We start from the raw sequence: 25,128 nt of genomic DNA on the forward strand, positions 1-25,128 counted from the left end.
CTGAAGAAACGCCGATCTCCGGGGCCCCATGGCAATACTGGCAGCCGTCTACCACCTGACCCATTACAAATATGACCGGCCGGTGGTTCTCGGGCCCCAGGTCATCAGGCTGCAGCCGGCACCGCATTCCCGCACCAAGGTGCTCAGCCATTCGCTGAAGGTCGGGCCGGCGAACCACTTCGTCAATCTTCAGCAGGACCCCTACGGCAATTTCCTGGCCCGCTTCGTCTTCCCGGAACCAGTGACGGAATTGAAGATCGAGGTCGATCTCGTCGCCGACATGACGGTCTACAATCCGTTCGATTTCTTCGTCGAGCCATCGGCCGAGACCTTCCCGTTCGAGTACCCCGAAGACATCAGGGACGATCTCGCCATCTACCGCACGCCGGAGCCGGCGGGGCCGCTGCTGTCGGCTTTCCTCGCAACCATCGACCGTAGCGCCACCAACACCGTCAATTTCGTCGTCGACCTCAATGCGCGGCTGCAGCGGGAGATCGCCTATATCGTGCGGATGGAAACCGGCGTGTTCTCGCCGGAGGAAACGCTGGCCGCGAAAAAGGGATCGTGCCGGGATTCGAGCTGGCTGCTGGTGCAAATTCTCAGGAATCTCGGCCTCGCCGCGCGTTTCGTCTCAGGCTATCTGATCCAGCTGAAGCCCGATCTGGTCGCGCTCGATGGCCCAGCCGGAACCGCCGTCGACTTCACCGACCTGCACGCCTGGTGCGAGGTCTATCTGCCGGGCGCCGGCTGGATCGGCTTCGATCCGACGTCCGGCCTGCTCACCGGCGAAAGCCATGTGCCGCTGGCGGCCACGCCGCATTTCCGCAACGCCGCGCCCATTTCCGGCATGGCGAGCTTTGCCAATGTCGAGTTCGGCTTCGACATGCGTGTCGACCGCATTGCCGAACATCCGCGCATCACCAAGCCGTTTTCGGATGAGAGTTGGCAGGCGCTGGATGCGCTGGGCAACAAGGTCGACGCCGCACTTCAAGCGGGTGATGTCAGGCTGACAATGGGCGGCGAGCCGACCTTTGTGTCGATCGACGATTTCGAGTCCGCCGAGTGGAACACCGCCGCCGTCGGCCCGACCAAGCGCGAAAAGGCCGATGCGTTGATCCGGAAACTGCGCGAGCGCTTCGCGCCGGGCGGTTTCCTCCATTACGGCCAGGGCAAATGGTATCCGGGCGAGAGCCTGCCGCGTTGGACCTTCTCGCTGTATTGGCGCACCGACGGCCAGCCGGTGTGGAGCGATCCGTCGCTGATCGCACGCGAAAAGAGCGATGCGAAGGTCGGGCCGCAGCAGGCGAAAAGCCTGCTGACGGCAATCGCCGGCGAACTCGGCATCGACAAGGCGATGGTCAGCGAGGCCTATGAGGACCCGGCCGAATGGCTGCTGAAGGAAGGTAAGCTGCCCGACAATGTCGATCCGTCCAACTCCAAACTGGAAGACCCCGAAGAGCGCAGCCGCATGGCGAAAGTGTTCGAGCGCGGGCTGACCAGGCCGTCCGGCTACGTGCTGCCGGTGCAGCGCTGGAACAGCCAGGCTTCGGACCCGCGCTGGCGCTCGGAAAAATGGAAGACCCGGCGCGGGCGGCTGTTCCTGGTGCCGGGCGATTCCCCGGTCGGCTACCGCCTGCCGCTGGGCACGCTGCCCTATGTGCCGCCGGCACAGTTCCCCTATGTCGTGCCGGTCGATCCGTCGCTGCCGCGTGGACCGCTGCCGGCGCGGGAAGCCATACTGCCAGAACCGGCTCCGGCCGAACTGGAAGGCGCCGACGAGATGGCGCGGCGCCAGCAGGCGGTATCGTTCACTGCGACGACCGGCCAGCAAGACCGGGTGGAGCAGGAGATCACCGAGATCGGCGGCGCGGTGCGTACAGCACTTTCGGTCGAGCCGCGCGACGGGCGGCTTTGCGTGTTCATGCCGCCGGTCGAGGCGCTGGAAGATTATCTCGAACTGGTCGCAGCCGCAGAAAACGCGGCCAAGGCGATCCGCCTTCCCGTGCATATCGAAGGCTATGGACCGCCGCACGATCCGCGCCTCAACGTCATCAGGGTGGCACCCGATCCCGGCGTCATCGAGGTCAACATCCATCCGGCTGCCAACTGGCAGGACTGCGTGGCGACGACGACGGCGATTTACGAGGAAGCACGGCAGACACGGCTTGGCGCCGACAAGTTCATGATCGATGGCCGCCACACCGGTACCGGCGGCGGCAACCATGTTGTGGTCGGCGGCGCAACGCCCAATGACAGCCCGTTCCTGCGCCGGCCCGATTTGTTGAAGAGCCTGGTGCTACAATGGCAGCGGCGCCCGTCGCTGTCTTATCTATTCTCCGGCCTGTTCATCGGCCCGACCAGCCAGGCGCCGCGCTTCGACGAGGCGCGGCATGACTCGCTTTACGAACTCGAGATCGCGATGGCGCAGGTGCCGCATCCCGACCAGGGCAACGCACCGCTGCCTTGGCTGGTGGACCGACTGTTCCGAAATCTGTTGACTGACGTCACCGGCAATACGCACCGCTCGGAAATCTGCATCGACAAGCTGTTTTCGCCCGATGGCCCGACCGGCCGGCTTGGGCTTGTCGAGTTCCGCGGTTTCGAGATGCCGCCCAATGCGCGCATGTCGCTGGCGCAGCAATTGCTGGTGCGCGCCATCATCGCCCGTGCGTGGAAGAACCCGCTTGATGGCCGCTTCGTGCGCTGGGGCACCTCGCTCCATGACCGTTTCATGCTGCCGCATTATGTCTGGGCGGATTTCCTCGACGTGCTCGACGACCTCAAGCTCAACGGTTTCGAATTCCGGCCGGAATGGTTCGATGCCCAGCTGGAGTTCCGCTTTCCGTTCTGCGGCGAAGTCCAGCATGCCGGCATCAAGCTGGAACTGCGGCAGGCGCTGGAGCCGTGGCATGTGATGGGTGAGCAAGGGGCCATCGGCGGCACCGTGCGCTTCGTCGATTCCTCGGTCGAACGGCTGCAGGTCAGGACCGAAGGCCTCAACCCGGAACGTCATGCCATTGTCTGCAATGGCCGAATCGTGCCGATGAAGGTCACCGACAATCGCGAGGTCTCGGTGGCCGGTGTGCGCTTCAAGGCCTGGCAGCCTTCGTCGGGCCTGCATCCGGCGCTGCCGGTCAACACGCCTTTGGTCTTCGACATTTACGACCGTTGGTCGGGGCGGGCGGTGGGCGGCTGCGTCTACCATGTCGCGCATCCAGGTGGGCGCAGCTACGACACGTTCCCGGTCAACGGCAATGAGGCCGAGGCGAGGCGTCTCGCCCGCTTCGAGCCGCGCGGCCATACGCCGTCGGCCTATGTGCTGCGCAATGAAGAAGCCTCTGAAGACTTCCCCATGACCCTTGACCTCAGGCGGCCAGCAAGACTCTGATCAGCAATGGCAAAGGGGAATCAGAAAAAGGTCCGCGGCAAGCCGCTGAGGCACAGTCTGCTGGAGCACTACCAGCCGATTGACGGCGTCGTCGACGAGATGGTCGATGCTTCGGGCCATCCGCGTCCGGCCTGGGCGCCCTTCATCGAGGCGCTGGAGGAGCTGGGTCCCGAAAAGCTGGGCCAGCGCTTTGCCCGCGCCGACCAGTATCTGCGCGACGCCGGCGTTTATTATCGCGTCTACGACAAGGCCGGCGCCAACGAGCGCGAATGGCCACTGGCGCATATCCCGCTGCTGATCGAAGACAAGGAATGGGCCGGGATCAGCGCCGGTCTCGTCCAGCGCGCCGAGCTTTTCGAGGAGATAGTCGCTGATATTTACGGGCCGAACCGGCTGATCGAGAAGGGAATCCTGCCGGCAGGCCTGATTGCGGCGAGCCCCGAATATTTGCGCCCCGTCGTCGGCACCATGCCGGCCAGCGGTCATTTCCTGCATTTTTGCGCCTTCGAGCTCGGCCGTGGACCGGATGGAAGCTGGTGGGTGCTAGGCGACCGCACGCAGGCGCCGTCGGGCGCCGGCTTTGCGCTGGAAAACCGCGTCGCCACGACGCGGGCTTTGTCCGACATCTATGGCGAGATGCATGTGCATCGCCTGGCCGGTTTCTTCCGTCGCTTTCGCGATGCTCTGATCGGCATGGCGAAGGAGAATGACGGCCGCGTCGCCATTCTGACGCCGGGGCCGCTCAACGAGACCTATTATGAGCACGCCTATATCGCCCGCTATCTCGGCATCATGCTGCTCGAGGGCGAGGATCTGACCGTCTCCGGCGGCAAGCTGATGGTGCGCACGGTTTCCGGGCTGATGCCGATCAGCGTGCTGTGGCGGCGGCTCGATGCCGCCTTTGCCGATCCGCTGGAACTGAGGTCGGACTCGCATATCGGCACGCCGGGGCTGGTCGAGGCGATCCGCCGCGGCACCGTGTCTACGGTCAATGCGCTGGGGTCGGGCTTGATGGAAACCCGGGCGCTGCTCGCCTTCCTGCCGAAGATTTCGCGCGCATTGCGCGGCGAAGAGCTTCTGTTGCCAAGCGTGGCCACCTGGTGGTGCGGGCAAGCAACCGAACGGGCCCATGTGCTTGCCAATATCGATCGCATGGTGATCGGTCCGGCGCTGTCGACGCGGCTGGCCTTTGAGGATGACGGCCAGACCAGGCTCGGTTCGGCACTGACGCCGGAGGAACGCATCGCGCTGATCGCGCGCATCGAGAGCGATGGCAGCGGTTTCGTCGGCCAGGAAGCGGTGACGCTGTCGACGACGCCGGTCTATGTCGGCGGCTGGCTGGAGCCACGGCCGGCAAGCCTGCGCGTTTATCTCGCGCGCACGCCCGATGGCTGGACGGTAATGCCCGGCGGTTTCGCCCGTGTCGGCCTGTCGCTCGACCCGACGGCCATCGCCATGCAGCGCGGCGGCCAGGCGGCCGACGTCTGGGTGGTCAGCGACCGGTCGGTCGAGCGCGAGACGCTGCTGCCGCAGGAGCATGACAGCTTCGTCCGCACCATGCCGGGCAGCCTGCCCAGCCGCGCGGCGGAAAACCTGACCTGGCTCGGCCGCTATATCGAGCGTTCGGAAGATACAGTGCGTATCCTGCGCGCCTATCATGTGCGGCTGGCCGAGACGTCCGATCCTGACATGCTGCTGCTCGCCGATATCAGGGACTATCTCGAACCCTTCGGCATCGATCTCGAAGCGGCCATTCCGCCCGGATTGATCGGCACGCTGGACAGCGCCGTCTACAGCGCCGGACAGATCCGCGACCGCTTTTCGCCCGATGGCTGGCTGGCGCTGAAGGACCTGTCGAAGACCATTCATCAGTTCGCCACCACGGTGGCGCCGGGTGACGACGCGACACGGGCGATGACGGTCATGCTGCGCAAGCTCGCCGGTTTCTCTGGCCTGTTGCACGAGAATATGTACCGTTTCACCGGCTGGCGTTTCCTCGAGATCGGCCGGCGGATCGAGCGCGGCATCCAGATCGCCCGTACGCTAGCCCGACTGACAAGGTCCGGTGCGCCGGACGGCTCGCTCGACATGATGCTGGAGATCGGCGACAGCGTCATGACCCACCGCCGGCAATATCCGGTGCGGGCCGGACGGCGCACGGTGATCGACCTCTTGGCGCTCGACCCACTCAACCCGCGCTCGATCCTGTTCCAGCTCGAACGGCTGAAGGCGGAGATCGGCCTGTTGCCATCGGTTGGGCCGGAGGGGCATATGTCGGTCGCGGCCAAGGAAATCCTGCAGCTCAACACGGCAATTGCCGTCATGGAGCCATCGGAGATGTCGGCGGAGGTGCTGGACGATCTCGCAACTGAGATCGGCAACCTCTATAGCAGCCTGGCTAAAGCGTATTTCGGTTAACATGCTGTACGATATCAGGCTTCATCTCAGCTACGATTATGACGCCGCGGCCGGTGGCAGCCGGCATCAGGTGCGTGTATTGCCGCCGACCATTGCCGGCGTGCAGCGCGTGATCGCGGCCTCGCTTTCGTTTGTGCCGACCCCATCGGAGCGCACGGATTTTGCCGATTTCTTCGGCAACAATGTCACCGCGATCGCCTTTCGCGACGTCCATGACGGGCTCGACATCAGAATGAGCGCGCGCGTGTCGGTGTCACGGCCGGAGCCTGGGCTCGACGTGTCGCCCGATCTGCAGCGCCTGCGGGAAGAACTCGGCGCCGTACGGTCACTGGCGCCGGATGCACCGCATCACTTTCTCGCCGCCAGCGATCATGCCGGCATCGATGCGGCGATCACCGCCTATGCCCGCGACAGCGCCGGCGGCTCGACGGTCGGCATGGCCATCGATCTGTGCAACCGCATCCACCGCGACTTCACCTATGACGGGGAAGCGACCACGGTGCGTACCGGGGCCAGCGATGCCTTCCGTTTGAAGCGGGGCGTGTGCCAGGACTTCTCCCACATCATGATCGCCGGCCTGCGCGGGCTAGGTATTCCTGCGGGTTATGTCAGCGGCTTCCTGCGCACCATTCCCCCGAAAGGGAAGCCGCGGCTCGAAGGCGCCGATGCCATGCATGCCTGGGTCAAGGTGTGGTGTGGGCGCGATGCCGGCTGGCAGGAGTTCGACCCGACCAATGGCATGCGGGCCAGCAACGACCACATCACCGTTGGCTATGGCCGCGACTATTCCGACGTGGCTCCGATCGTCGGCGTGCTGAAAACCACCGGCGGCCAGGTCGGCGACCAGGCCGTCGACGTCATCCCGGTCGCGCTGGAAAAAGCTTGAGCGCGGAACCAGCAGTCGGCTTGGTGCTTATCTACGAGAAAAATCTCGTGGAGCGGGCATGCTGGACAAATCTGGGACGCCATCCGGCCGGTCGGCGGCCGGACAGGGGGACGATGGGGCGCCGAAGAACGGCGCGCAGACCGCTGCCGAACAGGCCTCGCTCACCTATATCAGCGACAGCGAGCCGGGGATCCGGCGCCTGAAGGCGGGCGAAGGCTTTTCCTACAAGGGCGCGAAAGGACAGGCCGTCGGCGCGGCAGCCATTGCCCGCATCAAGGCGCTGGCCATTCCGCCGGCATGGACGGATGTGTGGATCTCGCCCGATCCCGCCGGCCACATCCAGGCGACCGGCCGCGACCAGCGCGGGCGCAAACAGTACCGCTACCATCCGCTGTGGGCCGCCGAGCGCGACGGCGCCAAATACTCCAGCCTTGTCGCCTTTGCCGAAAGCCTGCCGGAGCTGCGCCGCCGGATCGATGCCGATCTGCGCCGCCGTGGCCTGCCGGCCGAGCGCGTCGTGGCGGCAATTGTCTGGCTGCTCGACAACACGATGATCCGGGTCGGCAATGCCGCCTATGCCCGCGACAACAAGAGCTTTGGGCTGACGACGCTGCGCGACCGCCACGTCGACATCAAGGGATCGAGCCTGCGCTTTGCCTTCAAGGGCAAGTCCGGCAAGGAATGGAAATTGAAGCTGGTCGACCGCCGCATCGCCCGGGTCGTGCGCGGCGCGCAGGATATTCCGGGGCAGCAACTGTTCCAATATCTCGACGAGGACGGCGAGAGGCATGGAGTGCGCTCCGACGATGTCAACCGCTATATCCGCGACGCGATCGGCGCCAATTTCAGCTCCAAGCATTTCCGCACCTGGGGCGGCACCATCCATGCCGCGTCGCTGTTTGCGCGGACGGAGCTTCCCGAAAGCCAGGCGCAGACCAAGCGTGTGATGAACGCGGTCATCGACAAGGTGGCCGAGCGGCTCGGCAACACACGCGCCGTCTGCCGCAAATGCTACATCCATCCACAGGTTTTCGAAGCCTGGGTGGAAGGGCGGCTGCTTAGCGAAATGACCGAGGCCAACAAGCGCAAGCGAGCGATCGACGGTCTCGATGATGAAGAGGCTCTTGTGCTGAGATGGTTGAAGGCAAGCGAAGGCTGACAAAAATGGCGTAACTTTTTTGTCGACGCCATGTCGGCACAGGCCCTACTGTTTCGTCCTTTGAGACAGAAAAGGACGTCCCATGCTCTACGCTATCCTCTGCTATGCCTCCGAAGATGTCGTCTCCTCCTGGAGCAAGGCACAGGATGACGAGGTCATGGCAAAGCTCATGCATGTGCAGGAAAAATATGCTCAAGCCGGCCGGCTTGGGCCGGTGGCGCGGCTTTTGCCCACCACCGCCGCGACGACGCTGCGCAAGGTCAAGGGCGAATCGGTCGTCATCGACGGCCCGTTTGCCGAGACCAAGGAACAGTTCCTCGGCTTCTACACGCTGGAATGCGCCGATCTCGACGAAGCCGTCGACTTCGCGCGCGAGCTTTCCGAGGTCAATCCCAGCGGCGGATCCTATGAGATCCGACCGGTTTCCGTCTTCAACCCAACCAGAGTAGCCACATGACAGACCTCGCCTGGATAAGCTCGGCGATCAGCGCTGCCCGCCCGCAGGCTATGGGTGCGCTGCTGCGCTATTTCCGCAATCTCGATACGGCGGAGGAAGCTTTCCAGGACGCGTGCCTGAGGGCACTCAAGAACTGGCCGCAGAACGGGCCGCCGCGCGATCCTGCGGCCTGGCTAATCTTTGTCGGCCGCAACACCGGCATCGACGCGGTGCGCAAGCGCGCCAAGCAGGCGCCGATGCCGGAAGAGGACCAGATCTCGGACCTGGAAGATGCCGAGAGCGATATCGCCGAACGGCTGGACGGCGCGCACTACCGCGATGACATATTGCGGCTCTTGTTCATCTGCTGCCATCCGGATCTGCCGCCTACGCAGCAGATCGCGGTGGCGCTGCGCATCGTCTCCGGTCTCACCGTCAAGCAGATCGCGCGTGCGTTCCTGGTCGGCGAAAGCGCCATGGAACAGCGCATCACGCGCGCCAAGGCGCGCATTGCAGATGCCGGCGTGCCGTTCGAGACGCCCGGCGCGGTCGAGCGCTCGGAGCGGCTCGCCGCCGTCGCCGCCATGGTCTATCTGATCTTCAACGAAGGTTATTCCACCAACAGCGGCGAGGCGCCGGCGCGTGCGCCGCTTTGCGAGGAAGCGATCCGGCTGGCTCGCCTGTTGCTGCGGCTGTTCCAGACCGAGCCGGAGATCATGGGCCTGACGGCATTGCTTTTGCTGCAGCATGCGCGCGCGCCGGCCCGCTTCGACGAGAATGGCGAGATCGTGCTGCTCGACGACCAGGACCGCTCGCTGTGGAGCCGCAAGATGATCGACGAAGGCCTGGCGCTGGTCGACAAGGCCCTGCGCCACCAGAAGCCCGGACCCTACCAGGTGCAGGCGGCGATCGCCGCCCTTCATGCGCGGGCGGCAACCCCCGAGGAGACCGACTGGACAGAGATCGACCTGCTCTACAGCCTGCTGGAGGCGATGCAACCTTCGCCGGTGGTGACGCTGAACCGTGCCGTTGCGGTCGCCAAGGTGCGCGGGCCGGAAGCTGCCCTTGCCATGATCGAGCCGCTTGGCGAGAGGCTGTCCGGCTATTTCCACTTCTTCGGCCTCAAGGGCGGTCTGTTGATGCAGCTCGGCCGTGGCGAAGAGGCGCGTGTCGCCTTCGATCGCGCCATTGCGTTGGCCAACACGGCAGCGGAAGCCGCCCATATCCGCATGCATATCGACCGGCTGATGCGAGACGGAGCCGTGAAGGCGCCGGCGAAGACAGCGCACTAAGCCTGTTCCTCCTCTGGCTCAATCGTGCAATCTCGGCTTGGACCATGCCGGGGTGGCGATTTTCCCCTGAAACGAGTAATGGCACGCCATGACAGCGCCTGCGGCATGCGGGCGATAATGGCGCCAAGGCTCGACCGCCGCCCTATGATGGCGAGCGGATCTGAAAGGGACAAAAATGACGATAGCGAAGGAAACGGCCGAACTTCTGGCGAAACTGGGTGTGGCCAAGGACGCGCTGACCGGCGGCGACCTCGTCGTGCGCAGTCCGGTGACGGGTGAACAGATCGCGGCGCTGAAGACGATTTCGCCGGCCGATGCGGCCAAGACCATCGATGCCGCGCACACGGCGTTCCAGGCCTGGCGGATGGTGCCGGGTCCCCGGCGCGGCGAACTGGTGCGGCTGCTCGGCGAGGAGTTGCGCGCGCACAAAACCGAGCTCGGCCGGCTGGTGTCGATCGAGGTCGGCAAGATCCCGTCGGAAGGCCTCGGCGAAGTCCAGGAAATGATCGACATCTGCGATTTCGCCGTCGGCCTTTCCCGCCAGCTCTACGGTCTGACCATCGCCACCGAGCGTCCGGGACATCGCATGATGGAGACCTGGCATCCGCTCGGCGTCGTCGGCGTCATTTCGGCCTTCAACTTCCCGGTCGCGGTGTGGTCGTGGAACGCGGCGCTCGCGCTGGTCTGCGGCGACGCCGTGGTGTGGAAGCCCTCGGAAAAGACGCCGCTGACGGCGCTCGCCTGCGAGGCGATTTTTGCCGGCGCGGTCAAGCGCTTCGGCGCAGATGCGCCGCAGGGCCTGGCACCGGTGCTGATTGGCGACCGCTCCGTCGGCGAGATCCTGGTCGACCACCCGAAGGTGGCGCTGGTTTCGGCCACCGGCTCGACCCGCATGGGCCGGGATGTCGGCCCGCGTCTGGCCAAGCGCTTTGCCCGCGCCGTGCTCGAACTCGGCGGCAACAATGCCGGCATCGTCTGCCCGACCGCCGATCTCGACATGGCGCTGCGCGCCATCGCCTTTGGCGCCATGGGCACCGCCGGCCAGCGCTGCACGACGCTGCGGCGCCTGTTCGTGCATGACAGCGTCTATGACGCGCTGCTGCCGCGGCTGAAGAAGGCCTATGAGAGCGTCTCGGTCGGCAATCCGCTGGAGACGTCTTCGCTCGTCGGGCCGCTGATCGACAAGGCGGCCTTCGACGCCATGCAGAAGGCGCTCAAGGAAGCCACCGCTCACGGCGGCAAGCTGACCGGCGGTTCGCGGGTCGAGAATGGCCATCCCGATTCCTATTACGTGCATCCGGCGCTGGTCGAAATGCCGAAGCAGGTGGCTCCTGTCACCGAAGAAACCTTCGCGCCGATCCTCTACGTGATGAAATATTCCGATTTCGATGCCGTGCTCGACGAGCACAATGCGGTCGGCGCCGGACTGTCGTCGTCGATCTTCACCCGCGACCTGCAGGAATCCGAGCGCTTCCTCGGCGTCGATGGTTCGGATTGCGGCATCGCCAACGTCAACATCGGCACGTCGGGCGCCGAGATCGGCGGCGCCTTCGGCGGCGAGAAGGAAACCGGCGGCGGGCGCGAGAGCGGCTCCGATGCCTGGAAGGCCTATATGCGCCGCGCCACCAACACGGTGAACTATTCCAAGGCGCTGCCGCTGGCGCAGGGCGTGTCATTCGACATCGATTGAGATGCTGCGCCCGGCTTTTGACCAGTTGATCCACCCGAACCCGTCGGGCGGATCGCTGCCGCTCGCGCGGATCGTTCCGCTTTCAGGCTTCGCCGCTGTCCAGATGTCCGTATCCCGACGGCGGAAAGGCCACCTCGGCCATGCGCCCGGACGGGTCCTCGCGGTCGGCACGATCGGCTGCGCAACAGCGTTGCGCCGAACGTTCAGCCAGCGTGCGGCGCCGCCGGTCGGCAGGCTTCGAACGCGGCATCGATGACGGCAAGTTTGGCGGCCTGCACGGTCATGTATTCCTGGTAGAAGCTGTTCGAGACCCACATTACGGAATGCCCGCGCCGGCCCAGCCAGCCGACGCTGCCGAGCTTTTCGGCGTCGCGCAATTTGCGCGCAAGATGGGTGCGCGAGAGTTTTAGCCAATTGGCGAATTCGCCGATCGAAACCACGCTGGTCGGGATCCGGTCGAGGGCGGCATTGTCGGGATCGATGCCGGACATCAGCCAGTCCATGACGATGCCGCCATTGTTGAGCCAGATGAACAGCGAAAACGTCTGCTTGGGCTCACGCACAGGGTTGGAGGAGAGCAGGCCTTCCGCCACCAGCGGCTGCAGCCTGGCAATCATGCCGTGCTGCTCGAGAAACGCGGCGAGGCGGTTGCCGCTGTCGAGACCGTCGAGCGTGCGCAGATGCGCAACCACCCAGCCGTCGAATTCCTTCAGCGTCGCTGCCGTCACCTGAAAGGGATGGGCTCGTCCATCACCGGTGTGCGGCAGGTATTCGATGATGTGATAGTGCAGCATCTCCTTGATGAAGGCTTCGGCCGTGTTGCGGCTAGCGACGGAATAGTGAAGCACGGCATCGATGAAGCGGGCCAGTGTCAGTTCCGTGCGGGGATCGCGCGGGTCGCGGGCGAAATGCAGGGCTAGGCCGGTGTGAGCCAGCAACCAGCGCTGTTGCGTGGCGAACACGGCGGCCAGGCGTGGGCTCGTTTCATAGATATGCAGCAGCGCCTTCGACTGCGCCTCGACATGACGGTGCAGCGCCGGATGGCCGGCAATATATTCGAAATTCAGCGCCATCCTCCTCGTCCTCCGGCCAGCCCCCCGGCAGCGAAGACGTGCAATCACATTTCCAGCCTTAGCCGCCCGTGTCCAGCCATGCCAACCCGGACAAAAGGCCTAGAGCGAGCCTGGGCTATCGTTCCGGCTATTACGGCCGCAACCGCGAGGTGATGGAGAGCCATCGCGTCCTAGCCACGAACACCACATCGTGGCAAACTTCTTGTTAACCACATGCTCGGTGAAAATATCGGATTAACCTCAGATGCCACTATCGAGGTTATGTTCCGTACCTTAGCGTTCAATATGAGTTCAAGGGATGTGTGGATTCGGGGGTTATTTCGGGTCAATCCGGGATGCGGAAGCTTTGCTCACGCACATGGTAGCCGCAATTGCCCATCGTGGGCCGGATGAGCAAGGGAAATTCGTAGCACCCGATGCCGGGCTCGGGCATGCGCGGCTGTCGGTGATCGGCATCGGCGATGGCCAGCAACCGATGTCCGACGAGGCCGGCAATTTGACGATTGCGTTCAACGGCGAGATTTTCAACTACATAGAACTGCGCGAAGGGCTGATCGCCAAGGGCCGGCACTTTCGGACGTCGAGCGACACAGAGGTCATCCTTCAGCTCTATGAGGAGATGGGCGAAGACTGCTTGTCTCTCCTGAACGGTGATTTCGCCTTGGCGATATGGGACAATCGGCAGCGACGAATGGTGCTTGCACGAGACCGGATGGGTGTCCGGCCGCTGTTCTACACAAGTAAGGACGGGGTGCTTTACTTTGCCTCGGAGATCAAAGCCCTGCTGAAGGTCCCGGGCGTCTCCGCTGAAATTGATCCGATTGCGCTGGATCAGATCTTTACGCTGTGGGCGCCGATCGCTCCGCGCACGGCGTTCCGCAATATCCACGAGTTGGAACCGGCAAGTGTGATGATCGCGACGCAGGGGCAGGTCACGGTCAGACGATACTGGCACCTGGACTATCCGCATCGTGATGAGCCGTCGAAGATCACGAACGAGGACCATGCGGCAGAGGAGTTGCAAGCCCTTCTGACCGATGCGGTGAGGCTTCGCATGCGGGCCGACGTGCCGGTCGGTTCCTATCTTTCGGGAGGGCTCGATTCGTCGCTCGTTTCGGCGCTTGCCGCCGGCATGACTCCTCGGAGACTGGAGACATTTTCCGTAACCTTCGACAGCGCCGAGCATGACGAAAGCGCCTTTCAGACCGAAATGGCCTCGGCGCTCGGCACGCGCCACCACGCCATAGAATGCGGCGCCCGCGATATCGCCAGCGTCTTTCCTGAGGTCATCCGCTTTGCCGAGCGGCCGATCATCCGCACGGCGCCTGCGCCACTCTACAAATTGTCCGCCCTGGTTCGCCAGGCCGGCCTGAAGGTGGTGCTGACGGGTGAAGGCGCCGACGAGGTCTTCGCCGGTTACGACGTCTTCAAGGAGGCGCGTGTCCGCCGGTTCTGCGGGCGGCAGCCCGCATCGCGCATTAGGCCGCAGCTGTTCCGCCGGCTTTACCCGTATCTGCCGGGCCTGCAACAGCAATCGGTGGAGTATCTGGCTGCCTTCTTCGGTACCAGCAACGCTGCCCTCGACGATCCGCTGTTCTCGCATCGGCCACGATTCAAGACCACGGCGGCGGCGAAAATCTTCTTCTCCGGCGACCTGCGCGCGACGTTGAAGGGTTATGACGCAGCTGAAGAGCTGACCAGCCGCCTGCCCGAGGCGTTTTCCCTATGGCATCCGCTGCATCAGGCGCAATATCTCGAAACCCGCTTCCTCCTGCCCGGCTACATCCTCTCCAGCCAAGGCGATCGGATGGCCATGGCGCACGGCATCGAAGGGCGGTTTCCTTTCCTGGATCATCGCGTGGTAGAGTTCGCGGCAAGACTTCCGCCGGAGATGAAACTGAAAGGCTTGATGGAGAAGCACATATTGCGCAAGGTGGCCAGGCACCACCTTCCGGCGGCAATCGGCAAACGCACCAAGCAACCTTACCGCGCCCCGGAGGCCCGCTCCTTCGTCGGGGCGGAGGAACTAGACTATGTGCGTGACTGCCTGGGCGAGGCGAGCATTACCGCCGGCGGCCTGTTCAACGCCAAGGCGGTGGCCAAGCTCCACGAGAAATGCCGCATGGAGACCGCGACCGGATTTCGCGACAACGCCGCCTTCGTCGGCATTCTGTCGACGCAGCTGTGGCAGAAGAATTTCGCCGGCCAAGCGGTCGGCGCGGCAAGAGCGGCCTGAGACGGCGAGGAAAAGGAAAGACATGATGACGGCAATCAAGGACAGGGTCAGAAGCTTTATCGTCGACAACTTCCTGTTCGGCGACACCTCCTACACACTGTCGGATTCAGCCTCGCTGATCGAGAACGACATCATCGACTCGACTGCGGTACTTGAGCTGGTGGCCTTCATCGAGGACAATTTCGGCATCGCGATGGTGGACGCCGACATCGTTCCGGCCAACCTGGACTCGCTTGACCGCATCTCGTCCTTCATCGAGGCGAGAGCACAAACGCTGGCAGCGTAAGCGCCAACGGCGAGGAACGTCCCGTGCGGATCGAGCATTTTCTGGTGGCGAAGGCTGCTGCCCACCCGGCCAAGACGGCATTGGTCACCAAGGGCAAAAGGCTGAGCTACGAAGAACTCGACGACCTTTCGAGCCGGCTGGCCACCGCTCTCTTCATGAATGGGATCAGGCGCGACGACCGCGTTCTGATCTTCATGGACAATTGCTGGGAGGCGGCCGTATCGATCTTTGCCGCACTTAAGGCAGGTGCGACCTTCAGTCCGATCAACCCCTCCACAAAGGCCGACAAGCTCGGTTACATCATCGCCGATTGCGACGCCAGGGCGGTCCTGACGCAGGCGAAGCTGATGCCCGTGGTCACCGAAGCCTGCGCATCGCAAGGCAAGACCGGCATCTTCGTGGCTTCCACCCCTGGGGCCGATGGGCAATGCCCGGCAGGGGCCGCGTCCCTGACTGACTGCCTGACGTTCGATGGCGCGGAGGTAAACCATCGCGGCATCGACGTCGACCTTGCGATGCTGATCTACACGTCAGGTTCGACCGGCCGGCCCAAGGGTGTGATGATGACGCATCGCAATTGCGACGCTGCCGCGGGGTCGATCGCCACCTATCTGCGCAACGCGCCGGACGACATCATCCTGAACGTCCTCCCGCTTGCCTTCGACTATGGCCTCTACCAGTTGCTGATGGCAGTCAGGCTCGGGGCCACGCTGGTGCTCGAGAAGTCCTTCGCCTTCCCGCACGAGATCTTCGAACGCATCCGCAAAGAGGGCGTCACCGGCCTTCCGCTGGTGCCTACCATGGCGGCGATGATCCTGCAGATGCGTGATCTGGCGCCGGGTTTCCTGCCCAGCCTCCGCTATATTTCCAACACCGCGGCCGCCTTGCCGCCAGCCCACATAGAACGCCTGCGCTCGCTGCTGCCCGGCGTCCGGATCTATTCGATGTATGGGCTGACCGAATGCAAGCGCTGCACCTATTTGCCACCCGAGGAACTTGACCGCCGGCCAGGGTCGGTCGGCATAGCCATCCCCAACACGGAAGCCTTTGTCGTCGACGACCTTGGACAACGCGTGCCGGCGGGCGTGGCAGGTGAGCTCGTCATCCGCGGTCCGCACGTGATGCAGGGCTATTGGCGCAACAAGGCCGCGACGGAACGAGCGCTCCGGCCGGGGCCTAACCCTTGGGAGAAGGTGCTCTATACGGGCGACCTGTTCCAGACCGACGAGGACGGCTTTCTTTATTTTGTCGGGCGTAAGGACGACATCATCAAGACGCGTGGCGAGAAGGTCGCCCCCAAGGAAGTGGAGGCAGTGCTCCACGCCCATCCAGGTATCGCGGAAGCGGTGGTCGTCGGCGTGCCGGATCCGGTGCTGGGGCATGCGATCGGCGCGCTCGTCGTGCGGTCCGATCCGGCGCTTGGCGGAAAGGACATCATTCGTCACTGCGCGCGCCACCTGGAGGATTTCATGGTCCCCAAAATCATAGAGTTCCGGAGCGAATTACCGAAGACGGAGTCGGGCAAGGTCAGCCGCCGGCTCGCGGCTGAGATGATGGAGGCCGAGCAATGAACATCGGCTCAACCCAGGATGCGCCGGCCTTCACGCAAGCCCTGGCCATCGATCCCGCCGCCGAAACGGACAGGATCGTGGCGGCCCTGCGCGAGCAGTTGCGCGGCATTCGCAAGCGCGGACTCGTGCTCGGTCTTTCGGGCGGTGTAGATTCCAGCGTTTCGGCTGCATTGGCCGCGCGGGCCGTCGGCCACCAGAATGTGCTGTGCGTCCTCATGCCGGAAAGCGATTCCGACCCCGAAAGCCTGCGGCTCGGCCATCTGGTCGCCGACACTTTCGGCGTCGAGGCCGTTGTGGAGGATATCGGGCCGACCCTGCGGGCAATGGGCTGCTATGAACGCCGCGACGCCTTCATCCGCGAATTGGTCCCGGACTATGGCAAGGGCTGGGCCTCGAAGATCGTGATCGCGAACGTGCTCGAAGGCGAGGGCTACAACATCTCGTCGCTGGTGGTGCAGGACCCGCAAGGCAAGCAGACGAAATTGCGGATGCCGGTGGCTGTCTATCTCGGCATCGTTGCCGCCACCAACATGAAGCAGCGCACCCGCAAGCAGCTCGAATATTATCATGCCGACCGGCTGAACTTCGCCGTGCTCGGCACACCGAACCGGCTGGAATACGACCAGGGGTTCTTCGTCAAGAACGGCGACGGCGCCGCCGACGTCAAGCCGATCGCGCATCTCTACAAGACGCAGGTCTATGCGCTAGCCGCCTATCTCGGCATTCCGGAAGAGGTCCGCAACCGGCCGCCGACCACCGACACCTACTCGCTGGCGCAGACGCAGGAAGAATTCTACTTCTCCCTGCCTTACGATCGGATGGATCTGTGTCTCTACGGCCTCAACAACGGCGTGTCCGCCGAGGTGGTAGGGCAAGCGGCGGGATTGACCGCCTCACAGATCGAACGCGTCTGGGCCGACATCGCCGCCAAGCGAAAGGCAACGCGCTATCTGCACCTGCGCCCGCAGCTCGTTGACGGCGTGGACGAAGTCGGCTCCTGACCTATGCATATCGAGCAAAAGTGATCCGGTCTTGCGATACGACATGCATGAAAGAAATACTAAGCTCTTGTCTTTACGCAATTCCGGACGGAAAGCCGCGCACCCTTTCCTGGAATTGCTGTAGGCGGAACGCTTCAGGTGAAGCGGCCGCCGATCAACTGGCTCCACTGCTCGCCCGCAAGCCCGTTCAGAAAGACCTGCGCGTTCTTCATGGCATCGAGAAGCTCGGGATCGCGTGAATGCACGACGGTCGAGGCGACCGGTATGAAGGCTATGCGTCTTACAAGCATGGCGTCCAGAAGCGCGGGCTGGACGCGGCCGCGCAAGCCGGAGACACCGCGCCGGGCGGCATGCTCGACCAGGCAATCGATCACCGGCCCGGCCTGGCCGGGAAGAGCGAGGACCTGCAGCACGCGGCCGATCCCGTCCGGTCGCGCGTAATAGGCGAAAGCGCCGACATTGGCGCCGTTCGGCGATGCCACCGACACGTAGACAAGCTCTCCGAAATCCGGCTTTTGCGCCGCATCGCCCAGAATATGGTTGAGCTGACCTTCCGCCCACTGCGGACGTAGCGGAAATTGGGCGCAAAGCGGCTCCAGCAGCCCCGCAAAGCTGCCGCTGTCGATCTCGGAGGCCCGAAATGCCCCCCGGCTCGATGCGTTGGCGACGACGCCGGTCCAGCGTCGTTGACTGCCCTTCATTTTGCGAAGGTAGAGCCGGTCGACGATCCGGGCGAGCGGGTTGAACATCCAGGCAAGCTTCATGTGATTGGCAAAAAGGCTGAGCATGAAGGTCGCCGGCCGCATCACGCGAACCCAGTCAAGGCTGTATTGCGGCAGCACAACGCCGCGAAGCCGCGTCCACAGTTTCACGGACGTATCATTGGCGGTTTCGCTGAAGGAGATGTCCTGCGGACCATCGAGGAAGGCCTTCAACAGGCGGGCACCGGCCATCGGATCGGTCTCGTGATCCTCGACCATCAGCGAGCTGCAGATGGCAGCGTAGAGCTGCCGGCCGTTGAATTTCATTGGCAGCGCATGAACGCCGACGAACCCGGAAACCTGGCCGGCGTCATTGACATGGACAAGCGAACGGAGCCCGCTGCCCCAGTCGGGTGCGTCCAGATAAAACCGCCTCATGTAATCGACGAGGGAGGCCGGCGCTGGCCCCCGCTTCTTGCGCAGCATGCGTTGAAACATGCCCGCGACGGCCGCAAGGTCGGCCTGATCGAGGGCGCGGACGACGCTCACGCCGGGCTCCCGGTTCCGGGAACCCGGCCACCATGTTTGCGCGCCATGGCGACACGGGGCTGGCCGTCGGCCGTCACGGCAAAGGTTGGGGTTTCGTAGGATTTCGTTCTCGATAAAAGGGTTGCTATCTGCCGATCTTGACCTTCGCCGAACTCAAATAGCAGCCATCCGCCTGGCTTGAGGAAAGCTGCGGCATCCCGGACCAGCCTTTGGAGGATCGAAATACCGTAAGGGCCGCCGTCGAAAGCTTCCCGAGGTTCGTTCTCCAACAGATGCGCGCTTTCGCTATCGAGACGGGATGAGGAAATATAGGGCGGGTTGCACACAACCATGTCGGCAGCGCCGCGGAGGCCGTCACCCTCGATCGCGGCAAATAGGTCGCCTTGCCGGACCTTGATCCTGTCCTGCAGGGCGAGGCGCACAACATTGCGGCGGGCAAGCGAAACCGTGCTGTCGGTCAGGTCCGCCGCCCATGCCCGAGCCCGAGGACATTCGCTGACGATGCCCACGGCAAGATTGCCGCTGCCGCAGCACATGTCGATCAGGATCGTTTCGTGCGCCTGTTCGCCAAGAATGGCCGCGGCCGTCCGGCCAAGCAGTTCCGTTTCGGCTCGCGGCACCAGGACGTCAGGCGCGAGTTCCAGCTCAACCCGCATGAAGCGGTGCAATCGCGGCCAATTGCGATCGTTTGCACGGCCGGCAGGAAGGCTGTGATGCTGCGGCAAGGAAAATCCCTATCCTGAGGATAAAACGCGGGTTCCCTGTTGTTACCAACTCCGGGTAAATTGATGTTAAAGATCATGATTGGATTGGGAGTAACCGGCCTATGTTGGCGGCGTCCTGTCCCATCAATGGCGGATTCCTGTGCCGCCGCAAGCCGATCCATGCGCTAATTCAGAGCAACGCCTCGTACCGGTCTCCGATCTTTTCAATTTCGAAATCCGCCGCCCTGCTTTTCAGGATCGCGGCGGTTGTCGGCTGGTCGAGCATTCCGGCCATCGCCACTGCCAGGGCCGCGGCATCGCCGACCGGCACCAGGGCGCCGAAGCGGCCGTCATCAAGTATTTCGCGCGGGCCGTGCGGCGCGTCCGTGGAGACCACCGGAATCCCCGCTGCCATGGCCTCGACCAGAACATTGCCGAAGCCCTCGCTGGTCGATGATAGGACGAACAAGTCAGCTACGGCGTAGCAGGCCGCCGGATCATTGACATAGCCCGCAAACAGAACGTCTGCGCCGATACCGGATTCTTCGGCATAGGCGCGCAGCTCGTCGGCCAGCGGACCCTCGCCGAAGATGACAAGCCGGGCCCGGCGGCCGGCGCGCAGCACAGCGAAGGCCCGCAGCAACGTCCAATGATCCTTAACGGGCACCAGGCGTCCGGCGGTGATGATGATGGGGCCGTCGCCCATCGCCGCGAGCTCTGCCTGCCAGGCGTAGGAGCGTTGCTGGGATGCCGCAGCCGGCGGCAGCGGGTTGTTGATGACCACGACCTTGGATTTCGGGAAGCCTCGGGCCACAAGATCGCCGCCGACACCCTCAGAAACCGCGATGGCCCTGGTGGCGCGGGCCGCAACCAGGGCCGAAAGCCAGACCGCCATTTTCGCGCCAAGGCTGCCGGAAGGCAGTGAGGCGGCGGCATGGAAACTCGGGAAGAACCGCGCCCTGCTTCGCGCGAGGGAAAGCGCCAGCGCCACGACCAGATTGGCGAATTCCGGGGCGCTGTAGATCGCGTCGGGAGAAAGGCGGCCAAGCAGGCCCGCGCTTCGCACGATGCCTTTCAATGTCGCCCACTTGCCATAACCCTCGCCGCGAATGGGGAGGCCGAAATCGACCAGATGCACGGCAGGCGAAAGCAGGGCGGCATTGGGCCCCTGCGCGTTCCAGGTAAAAAGCGTGACGTTGTGGCCGCGCGATGCCAGCTCGTTCGCTATCAGGACGAACACACGCTCGGCGCCGCCGCCCCTGAGGCTGGCAATGTGAAAGACAATCCGCTTCGCCATTTCAGGCGCGGCTGGCAATGACGTCCGGGCGGTTCGGCGGAAGACGCATGTCGCGCACGATACCCAGGGTAATGGCGAGCAACATGCCAAGGATCATGCCGCCAATGGCCCCCAGGCCGATCATCACGACCGTGCGCGGGGGCCATGAACGGCCCTTTGGCGGCACTGCGGTGGAAATCACCTGCACATTGGTGCTGTCGATCTGTTCGCGCTCGGTTATCTGGCGTGCCCGCGACAGGAAGCTTTCATAGATAGCCGTCTTCGACGCGGCGTCACGTTCAAGTTCACGCAAGGCGACCTCGGAATCGCTATCCGAGAACACGTTGCCCTTCAAGTCATTCATCTTGGCATTGAGGGAGGCCGACGAGGTTTTGGCGGCATCGAGATTGACCTTCGCCAGGCGCAGGGTGCGCGCGTATTCGGCGCTGAGTTGCGCGCTGACCGTGTTGTACTCCGTCTTCAGCCTGACGATCGACGGATGACGGGGGCCAAAGGTCATCGACTGCGAATCGATCTGCTGGCGCAGGCCGTTGGCCGTTGCGCGCAGCGCCACAAGCGCCTCCGACGTGGCGGGACCGGAATTGGTGCCGTTTGCGCCGGCGGCAAGCAGGGCGTCGTAACTTGCCTGCGCGGCGATGACGCGCGATTGCGTCTCCACGATCTGGCCGTTGAGCTGGGTCATGGTTTGCGAGGAAACAAGCTGCCCATTGCTGGTGGCCAGATTGTGGCTGCGCCTATAGGCCTCGACCTTCTCTTCGGCCGCCTGCACATCGCTCTTGAGCTGGCCCAGCCGCCCGTCCAGCGCGGCCGCGGCACGGCTGGCGCCGGAAGCCTCGGCGCTGGCCAGCTCTTCCTGGAAAGTCTTGACGATATCCTGCGAAATCAGGATCGCCTTAGCGGGGGTTTCCGCCGATACCATCAAGGTCGTGACAAACGACTTTTCATCCGCGATGCTGCTAACCCGTTCCGCCAGGTTCTTCAGGGCGGTAAGCTTTGGGTCGGGTTTGGCGCCGTCCGTCCCTGTGCGGCTTCGGTCCGCGTCGAAGAACTCCGGGTCACTGGCCAGGTCAAGATCGTCTACAACACGTGAAAGCACGCTGCCCGAGGTCAAGATGCGCTCTTTGCTGCGCGCGCTGAGCAGCTGTCCATCGACCTGGGCCGATTGCGGGTAAAGATCATTCGGAACAACCTGAAGATTGGCGGGATTGATGAGGATGTCCGTGGTCACGGTGTAGCGCTGCTTGCTCAGCAGAGCGTAGGCACCGCCGATGATCCCGCCGGCGATTGCCAGCAGGCATACCAGAGCGAGGCCGGCGCGCAGCCAGACAAACAGACGCCCGAAATCGAGTTCGAGAAAGGTTCCGATCTTGTTGAGCGTCACCGTCGTGACGGGCTCGGCTACAGGCGGCGCCACGGGTGCAGGCGACACAGGGGCCGACGTTACAGGGGCCGACGTTACAGCGGGTGCCGCCGCATGTGCCATGATCGGCGCGGTTTGTTGCGGCTTTGGCCTGCTGGCGCGCCGCGCATTTTCGATCCGTTCATAGGGGCTAATGCCGGCGGCGGCCGCGGCTGGAGGAGGACCGGAAGCGGCGGACATCATGCTAACCCTTTAATATTCAATACGCACAGCCTGCTTTACGGAAACATCGTTAACATTTCATTTTCCAGGCGTGTCAGGCGCGTTCCGGAACAGCGATCTATCCACCCTTGGTCGGTATTCTGCCACGCCCGTCGTAGCCTGGCAAAGCGTGCAGGCGTTTCAAATGGAAATACAAGAGGTCGTCGCGAGGGCACCCGCAAGGAGCGGGCTTGGCGTCATGTCGCTGTTGATGCTGGTTGGCCTTGAAGGGGCGTGCCGAGGCGCCCATCCGGCTTTCGATAAGCGAGCAACAAGATGACGAGCAGCATGATATCCGGCGCCTTCGAAGAAAGGGCATTGTTTGACAATGCCGCGAGAATGGACGCGGCCGCTGCGATATGGGCGGCCCGAGGCGTATTGCGCAGGAGCTTGAAAAGGAACCGGAAGAAAGCAAACGCGAAGAGCAGGGCGATCGGCAGGCCGAACAAAAGCGTAAGAACGACCGGCGTGCTTTCGATGAAGGGGAGGTTGAGCTTTTCGTTGACGATCTTCAACAACTCGTTGGGATTCATGCCAAGCAGGATGTCCCTCCATTCAACGAACTTGAATACATCGTAGATCTTGACGCGCGCGTCGTAATTTTGATCAAAGAGCGTGTTGCTGAAGCGGTTCAGCAGCCCCGCCGAAAAGAGTATCGCAATCAGTATGGCGCCACCGGCCAGCGTCAGCATCAGCACCAGGAGTTTGGCCTGGCGTTGATGTCTGGGTGACAAGTCCGGCCAAGGCAGGAACACGAGCAGGAACAGGATCTCGCCGCAAGCGAGCAGCAGGGCGGTGCGCGCGCCCGAAGCGGCCGTGCCGATGAAGAGAATGAAGATGCAAAGCGCGCACACCCAGATACGCCACCGCGTCAATGCAACGAAACCTATGGCGGTGGTGCAAAGCGCGCCCAGCGCCAGCGGATGGGCCGACAGTCCGATCGGCCGAAAGTCCAGCTCAACGAGGGGATAGGGCAGGAATCGATGCTGGGTGACGGCCTCGATCGTTCCGATGATGGCGCTGAGGACGATCATGCCGACGATGACATTGCCAAGCGCCCTGCGCACATGGTCACCCAGGGCAAGCATGATCATCGCCGCGGCACAAGAGACCAGATAGGAATCGATTATGAAGCCGGCCGAGCCGGCACGGCCTATCACGAAGAGATAAGGCACCAGCCACAACAGCAGCAGCGAATATAACAATGTCGCCTTGAACAGCCTGACTTCATCGCCTTCGAGCCGAATTGGCCGGGTCGTGGCGATGACGACAAGCAGCAGAAAGATGGCATAGGTCCCGATATGCAGCTTTTCGGGAAACGACCCCCCCTCCGTCGAATAGGACATCACCATATTCATCAATTGCGGAGAGATGGTCGAGCGGAGCAGGAAAGCGAAGGCCGCGAGGAGAAAGAACAGGAGTGTGAGGGCGTCTTGGCGGCTGGCCTGCGCGGTCACGAACTGTTGCTCTGTGGGGGTGACACTCACGATTATCTGACCAGCGTTGCGGCTTGCGATTGAGATGGCAGGGGACGAACGCACCCCCGGGTACATTTTCCTGCAAGAACGTAAAGGAATATGGATAACCCGATCTTAACAGTGGCGATGCCCGGCATGGGCTATTTCATGAAGTCGGTAACCCACACTTAATTGGCCGGTCGTATTGATGGCGATGCTTTGCACGGCGCCCGACGCGCTGCCTGTGGACGGCACAATGGCATCAGGCGCCGGCAAAGCGCAGGAGATCAAGGTGAAGAAGTTCTATTCGATTCAGTATCTTCGCGCCTGCGCCGCCTTGCTGGTTCTGTTCGCACACGCCTTTTCCTATCAGATTGGCGTGGACAATCTGATTATTGTGACGGCGGGCCGCCTGGGCGTCGTTCTGTTCTTTGTCATCAGCGGTTTCATAATGGTCCATATTACGGGAGATGGTCCGTTTTCCGCTGCCACCTTCCTGAAACGCCGAGCAATCCGGATCATCCCCCTTTACTGGCTTTTCACCAGCCTCGCCGCGGTTCTGGCGGCGCTCGCGCCAAGTCTCTTCCAGAAGACCGTCTTTACGTGGCCCCACTATCTTCAGTCGCTCCTCTTCATTGTTCACGAAGCGCCTGGACGGGATAGCGCCAGTCCAATCCTCTCACTCGGCTGGACGCTCAATTACGAGGTATTTTTCTATATCGCTTTTGCGGTGTTCGCATTCCTGTCCGTGACCTCGCGCGTATTTGTGCTGACGGTCTTTTTCATTGCGATGTGGATAGCCGGGCTGTGGCTGGCTCCCACCAACCCTGTTATCCAGTTCTATCTCAACCCTTCTCCGGTGGCATTCGTCATCGGTATGTGGATAGGGCGGCGCTATTTGGACGGTGATTTCACTTCCGACATACGCCATGCTTGGATATTCGGCGTAATGACCGCTGCGGGCGGGGTGCTTTCATTCGTCGATGACGGTACGCCGCTCTTGGGTCAGATCAGCTTCGCGGGACAAGCAATGTGGGCGGCGGGCCTACTTCATCTCAGCCTCATTCTGGAGCCGAAACTCAAGCACTGGAGCCTTCTCGAGCAGTTGGGCGACGCTTCCTACGCGCTTTATCTGTCGCATATCTTCGTGATCGGCGCTGTGGCGTACCTGGCCAGACGCACCGTCGGATACGAGCATCCGACAACGGTATTGTTGGTGTCGGTGGTCAGCATCGTGGCAGCCTGCCTCGTCAGTCTGGTGATTTACGAGATGATCGAGAAGCCGATTCTTCAGACCCTGAACGGCAAAAGGAAGACGAGAAACACACCGCTTCCTCATATTGCCACGGAGAACAAATAAGCA

The 25,128-nt window shown here is 63.0% G+C and carries 18 protein-coding genes; 12 read left to right on the top strand and 6 right to left on the bottom strand.

What is annotated here, in order from left to right:
* Window positions 1-28: 28 nt before the first annotated feature.
* From NKJ57_RS02340 to amaB, 7 genes are all read left to right on the top strand, one after another.
* Entirely contained in the window at window positions 29-3,388 is a 3,360-nt protein-coding gene (locus NKJ57_RS02340; protein ID WP_023733417.1) for a transglutaminase family protein, read from the top strand.
* Between the two features lie 6 nt (window positions 3,389-3,394).
* Window positions 3,395-5,806 carry a circularly permuted type 2 ATP-grasp protein gene (locus NKJ57_RS02345; protein ID WP_023703955.1) on the top strand — a complete coding sequence of 804 codons (2,412 nt, stop codon included), beginning with the start codon at window positions 3,395-3,397 and terminating at the stop codon, window positions 5,804-5,806.
* 1 nt (window position 5,807) lies between these two features.
* Complete coding sequence (locus NKJ57_RS02350; protein WP_023683456.1) at window positions 5,808-6,692, top strand: transglutaminase family protein; 885 nt, start codon at window positions 5,808-5,810, stop codon at window positions 6,690-6,692.
* A gap of 58 nt (window positions 6,693-6,750) precedes the next feature.
* Window positions 6,751-7,851 carry a DNA topoisomerase IB gene (locus NKJ57_RS02355; protein WP_023686314.1) on the top strand — a complete coding sequence of 367 codons (1,101 nt, stop codon included), beginning with the start codon at window positions 6,751-6,753 and terminating at the stop codon, window positions 7,849-7,851.
* 82 nt (window positions 7,852-7,933) lie between these two features.
* The gene (locus tag NKJ57_RS02360; protein WP_023671781.1) at window positions 7,934-8,308 is read left to right on the top strand and encodes a YciI family protein; all 375 of its coding nucleotides are present in this window, start codon (window positions 7,934-7,936) and stop codon (window positions 8,306-8,308) included.
* A complete protein-coding gene (locus NKJ57_RS02365; protein ID WP_023707663.1) occupies window positions 8,305-9,579 on the top strand; it encodes an RNA polymerase sigma factor in 1,275 nt (424 codons plus the stop codon). The genes NKJ57_RS02360 and NKJ57_RS02365 overlap by 4 nt, the downstream gene beginning before the upstream one ends.
* A 175-nt stretch (window positions 9,580-9,754) precedes the next feature.
* Window positions 9,755-11,269, top strand: coding sequence for an L-piperidine-6-carboxylate dehydrogenase (amaB, locus tag NKJ57_RS02370; RefSeq protein WP_352510427.1), 1,515 nt, complete (start codon window positions 9,755-9,757; stop codon window positions 11,267-11,269).
* A gap of 203 nt (window positions 11,270-11,472) precedes the next feature.
* Here the strand turns inward: amaB and NKJ57_RS02375 are convergent, their stop codons facing one another.
* Entirely contained in the window at window positions 11,473-12,342 is an 870-nt protein-coding gene (locus NKJ57_RS02375; protein ID WP_352510429.1) for a hypothetical protein, read from the bottom strand.
* 298 nt (window positions 12,343-12,640) lie between these two features.
* Between NKJ57_RS02375 and asnB the strand changes: the two genes are divergently transcribed.
* The 4 genes from asnB to nadE are packed head-to-tail and all read left to right on the top strand — an operon-like array spanning window position 12,641 to window position 17,436.
* The gene (gene asnB / locus NKJ57_RS02380) at window positions 12,641-14,578 is read left to right on the top strand and encodes an asparagine synthase (glutamine-hydrolyzing) (protein WP_352510430.1); all 1,938 of its coding nucleotides are present in this window, start codon (window positions 12,641-12,643) and stop codon (window positions 14,576-14,578) included.
* Between the two features lie 22 nt (window positions 14,579-14,600).
* Complete coding sequence (locus NKJ57_RS02385; RefSeq protein WP_352510431.1) at window positions 14,601-14,864, top strand: acyl carrier protein; 264 nt, start codon at window positions 14,601-14,603, stop codon at window positions 14,862-14,864.
* A gap of 23 nt (window positions 14,865-14,887) precedes the next feature.
* Window positions 14,888-16,435 carry a class I adenylate-forming enzyme family protein gene (locus NKJ57_RS02390; RefSeq protein ID WP_352510433.1) on the top strand — a complete coding sequence of 516 codons (1,548 nt, stop codon included), beginning with the start codon at window positions 14,888-14,890 and terminating at the stop codon, window positions 16,433-16,435.
* Complete coding sequence (nadE, locus tag NKJ57_RS02395; RefSeq protein WP_023751291.1) at window positions 16,432-17,436, top strand: NAD(+) synthase; 1,005 nt, start codon at window positions 16,432-16,434, stop codon at window positions 17,434-17,436. The genes NKJ57_RS02390 and nadE overlap by 4 nt, the downstream gene beginning before the upstream one ends.
* Window positions 17,437-17,570: 134 nt before the next feature.
* Here nadE and NKJ57_RS02400 read toward each other — a convergent pair whose 3' ends face one another.
* The 5 genes from NKJ57_RS02400 to NKJ57_RS02420 all read right to left on the bottom strand — a co-directional run bounded on the left by NKJ57_RS02400 (window position 17,571) and on the right by NKJ57_RS02420 (window position 23,765).
* Window positions 17,571-18,686 (bottom strand): hypothetical protein, encoded by a 1,116-nt coding sequence (locus NKJ57_RS02400; protein ID WP_023671790.1) that lies wholly within the window; start codon window positions 18,684-18,686, stop codon window positions 17,571-17,573.
* Window positions 18,683-19,411: a N5-glutamine methyltransferase family protein gene (locus NKJ57_RS02405; protein WP_023671791.1), complete on the bottom strand. Its 729-nt coding sequence runs from the start codon at window positions 19,409-19,411 to the stop codon at window positions 18,683-18,685. Before NKJ57_RS02405 ends, NKJ57_RS02400 begins: the two co-directional genes overlap by 4 nt.
* A 169-nt stretch (window positions 19,412-19,580) precedes the next feature.
* Entirely contained in the window at window positions 19,581-20,687 is a 1,107-nt protein-coding gene (locus NKJ57_RS02410) for a glycosyltransferase (protein WP_023671792.1), read from the bottom strand.
* 1 nt (window position 20,688) lies between these two features.
* Window positions 20,689-22,287 (bottom strand): GumC family protein, encoded by a 1,599-nt coding sequence (locus NKJ57_RS02415; RefSeq protein WP_031243977.1) that lies wholly within the window; start codon window positions 22,285-22,287, stop codon window positions 20,689-20,691.
* Window positions 22,288-22,505: 218 nt separating this feature from the next.
* Entirely contained in the window at window positions 22,506-23,765 is a 1,260-nt protein-coding gene (locus NKJ57_RS02420) for a VpsF family polysaccharide biosynthesis protein (RefSeq protein ID WP_023751290.1), read from the bottom strand.
* Between the two features lie 256 nt (window positions 23,766-24,021).
* Between NKJ57_RS02420 and NKJ57_RS02425 the strand changes: the two genes are divergently transcribed.
* Window positions 24,022-25,125 (top strand): acyltransferase family protein, encoded by a 1,104-nt coding sequence (locus tag NKJ57_RS02425; RefSeq protein WP_196814872.1) that lies wholly within the window; start codon window positions 24,022-24,024, stop codon window positions 25,123-25,125.
* Window positions 25,126-25,128 lie beyond the last annotated feature (3 nt).

It is taken from the genome of Mesorhizobium sp. M0077 (assembly GCF_040322955.1).
Lineage (GTDB): Bacteria > Pseudomonadota > Alphaproteobacteria > Rhizobiales > Rhizobiaceae > Mesorhizobium.

Excerpts from the sequence above, each read along its gene's own strand:
- NKJ57_RS02340 (WP_023733417.1), top strand. The coding sequence starts at position 29 with ATGGCAATACTGGCAGCCGTCTACCACCTGACCCATTACAAATATGAC.
- NKJ57_RS02345 (WP_023703955.1), top strand. The coding sequence starts at position 3,395 with ATGGCAAAGGGGAATCAGAAAAAGGTCCGCGGCAAGCCGCTGAGGCAC.
- NKJ57_RS02350 (WP_023683456.1), top strand. The coding sequence starts at position 5,808 with ATGCTGTACGATATCAGGCTTCATCTCAGCTACGATTATGACGCCGCG.
- NKJ57_RS02355 (WP_023686314.1), top strand. The coding sequence starts at position 6,751 with ATGCTGGACAAATCTGGGACGCCATCCGGCCGGTCGGCGGCCGGACAG.
- NKJ57_RS02360 (WP_023671781.1), top strand. The coding sequence starts at position 7,934 with ATGCTCTACGCTATCCTCTGCTATGCCTCCGAAGATGTCGTCTCCTCC.
- NKJ57_RS02365 (WP_023707663.1), top strand. The coding sequence starts at position 8,305 with ATGACAGACCTCGCCTGGATAAGCTCGGCGATCAGCGCTGCCCGCCCG.
- amaB (WP_352510427.1), top strand. The coding sequence starts at position 9,755 with ATGACGATAGCGAAGGAAACGGCCGAACTTCTGGCGAAACTGGGTGTG.
- NKJ57_RS02375 (WP_352510429.1), bottom strand. The coding sequence starts at position 12,342 with ATGGCGCTGAATTTCGAATATATTGCCGGCCATCCGGCGCTGCACCGT.
- asnB (WP_352510430.1), top strand. The coding sequence starts at position 12,641 with ATGTGTGGATTCGGGGGTTATTTCGGGTCAATCCGGGATGCGGAAGCT.
- NKJ57_RS02385 (WP_352510431.1), top strand. The coding sequence starts at position 14,601 with ATGATGACGGCAATCAAGGACAGGGTCAGAAGCTTTATCGTCGACAAC.
- nadE (WP_023751291.1), top strand. The coding sequence starts at position 16,432 with ATGAACATCGGCTCAACCCAGGATGCGCCGGCCTTCACGCAAGCCCTG.
- NKJ57_RS02410 (WP_023671792.1), bottom strand. The coding sequence starts at position 20,687 with ATGGCGAAGCGGATTGTCTTTCACATTGCCAGCCTCAGGGGCGGCGGC.
- NKJ57_RS02415 (WP_031243977.1), bottom strand. The coding sequence starts at position 22,287 with ATGTCCGCCGCTTCCGGTCCTCCTCCAGCCGCGGCCGCCGCCGGCATT.
- NKJ57_RS02425 (WP_196814872.1), top strand. The coding sequence starts at position 24,022 with ATGGCATCAGGCGCCGGCAAAGCGCAGGAGATCAAGGTGAAGAAGTTC.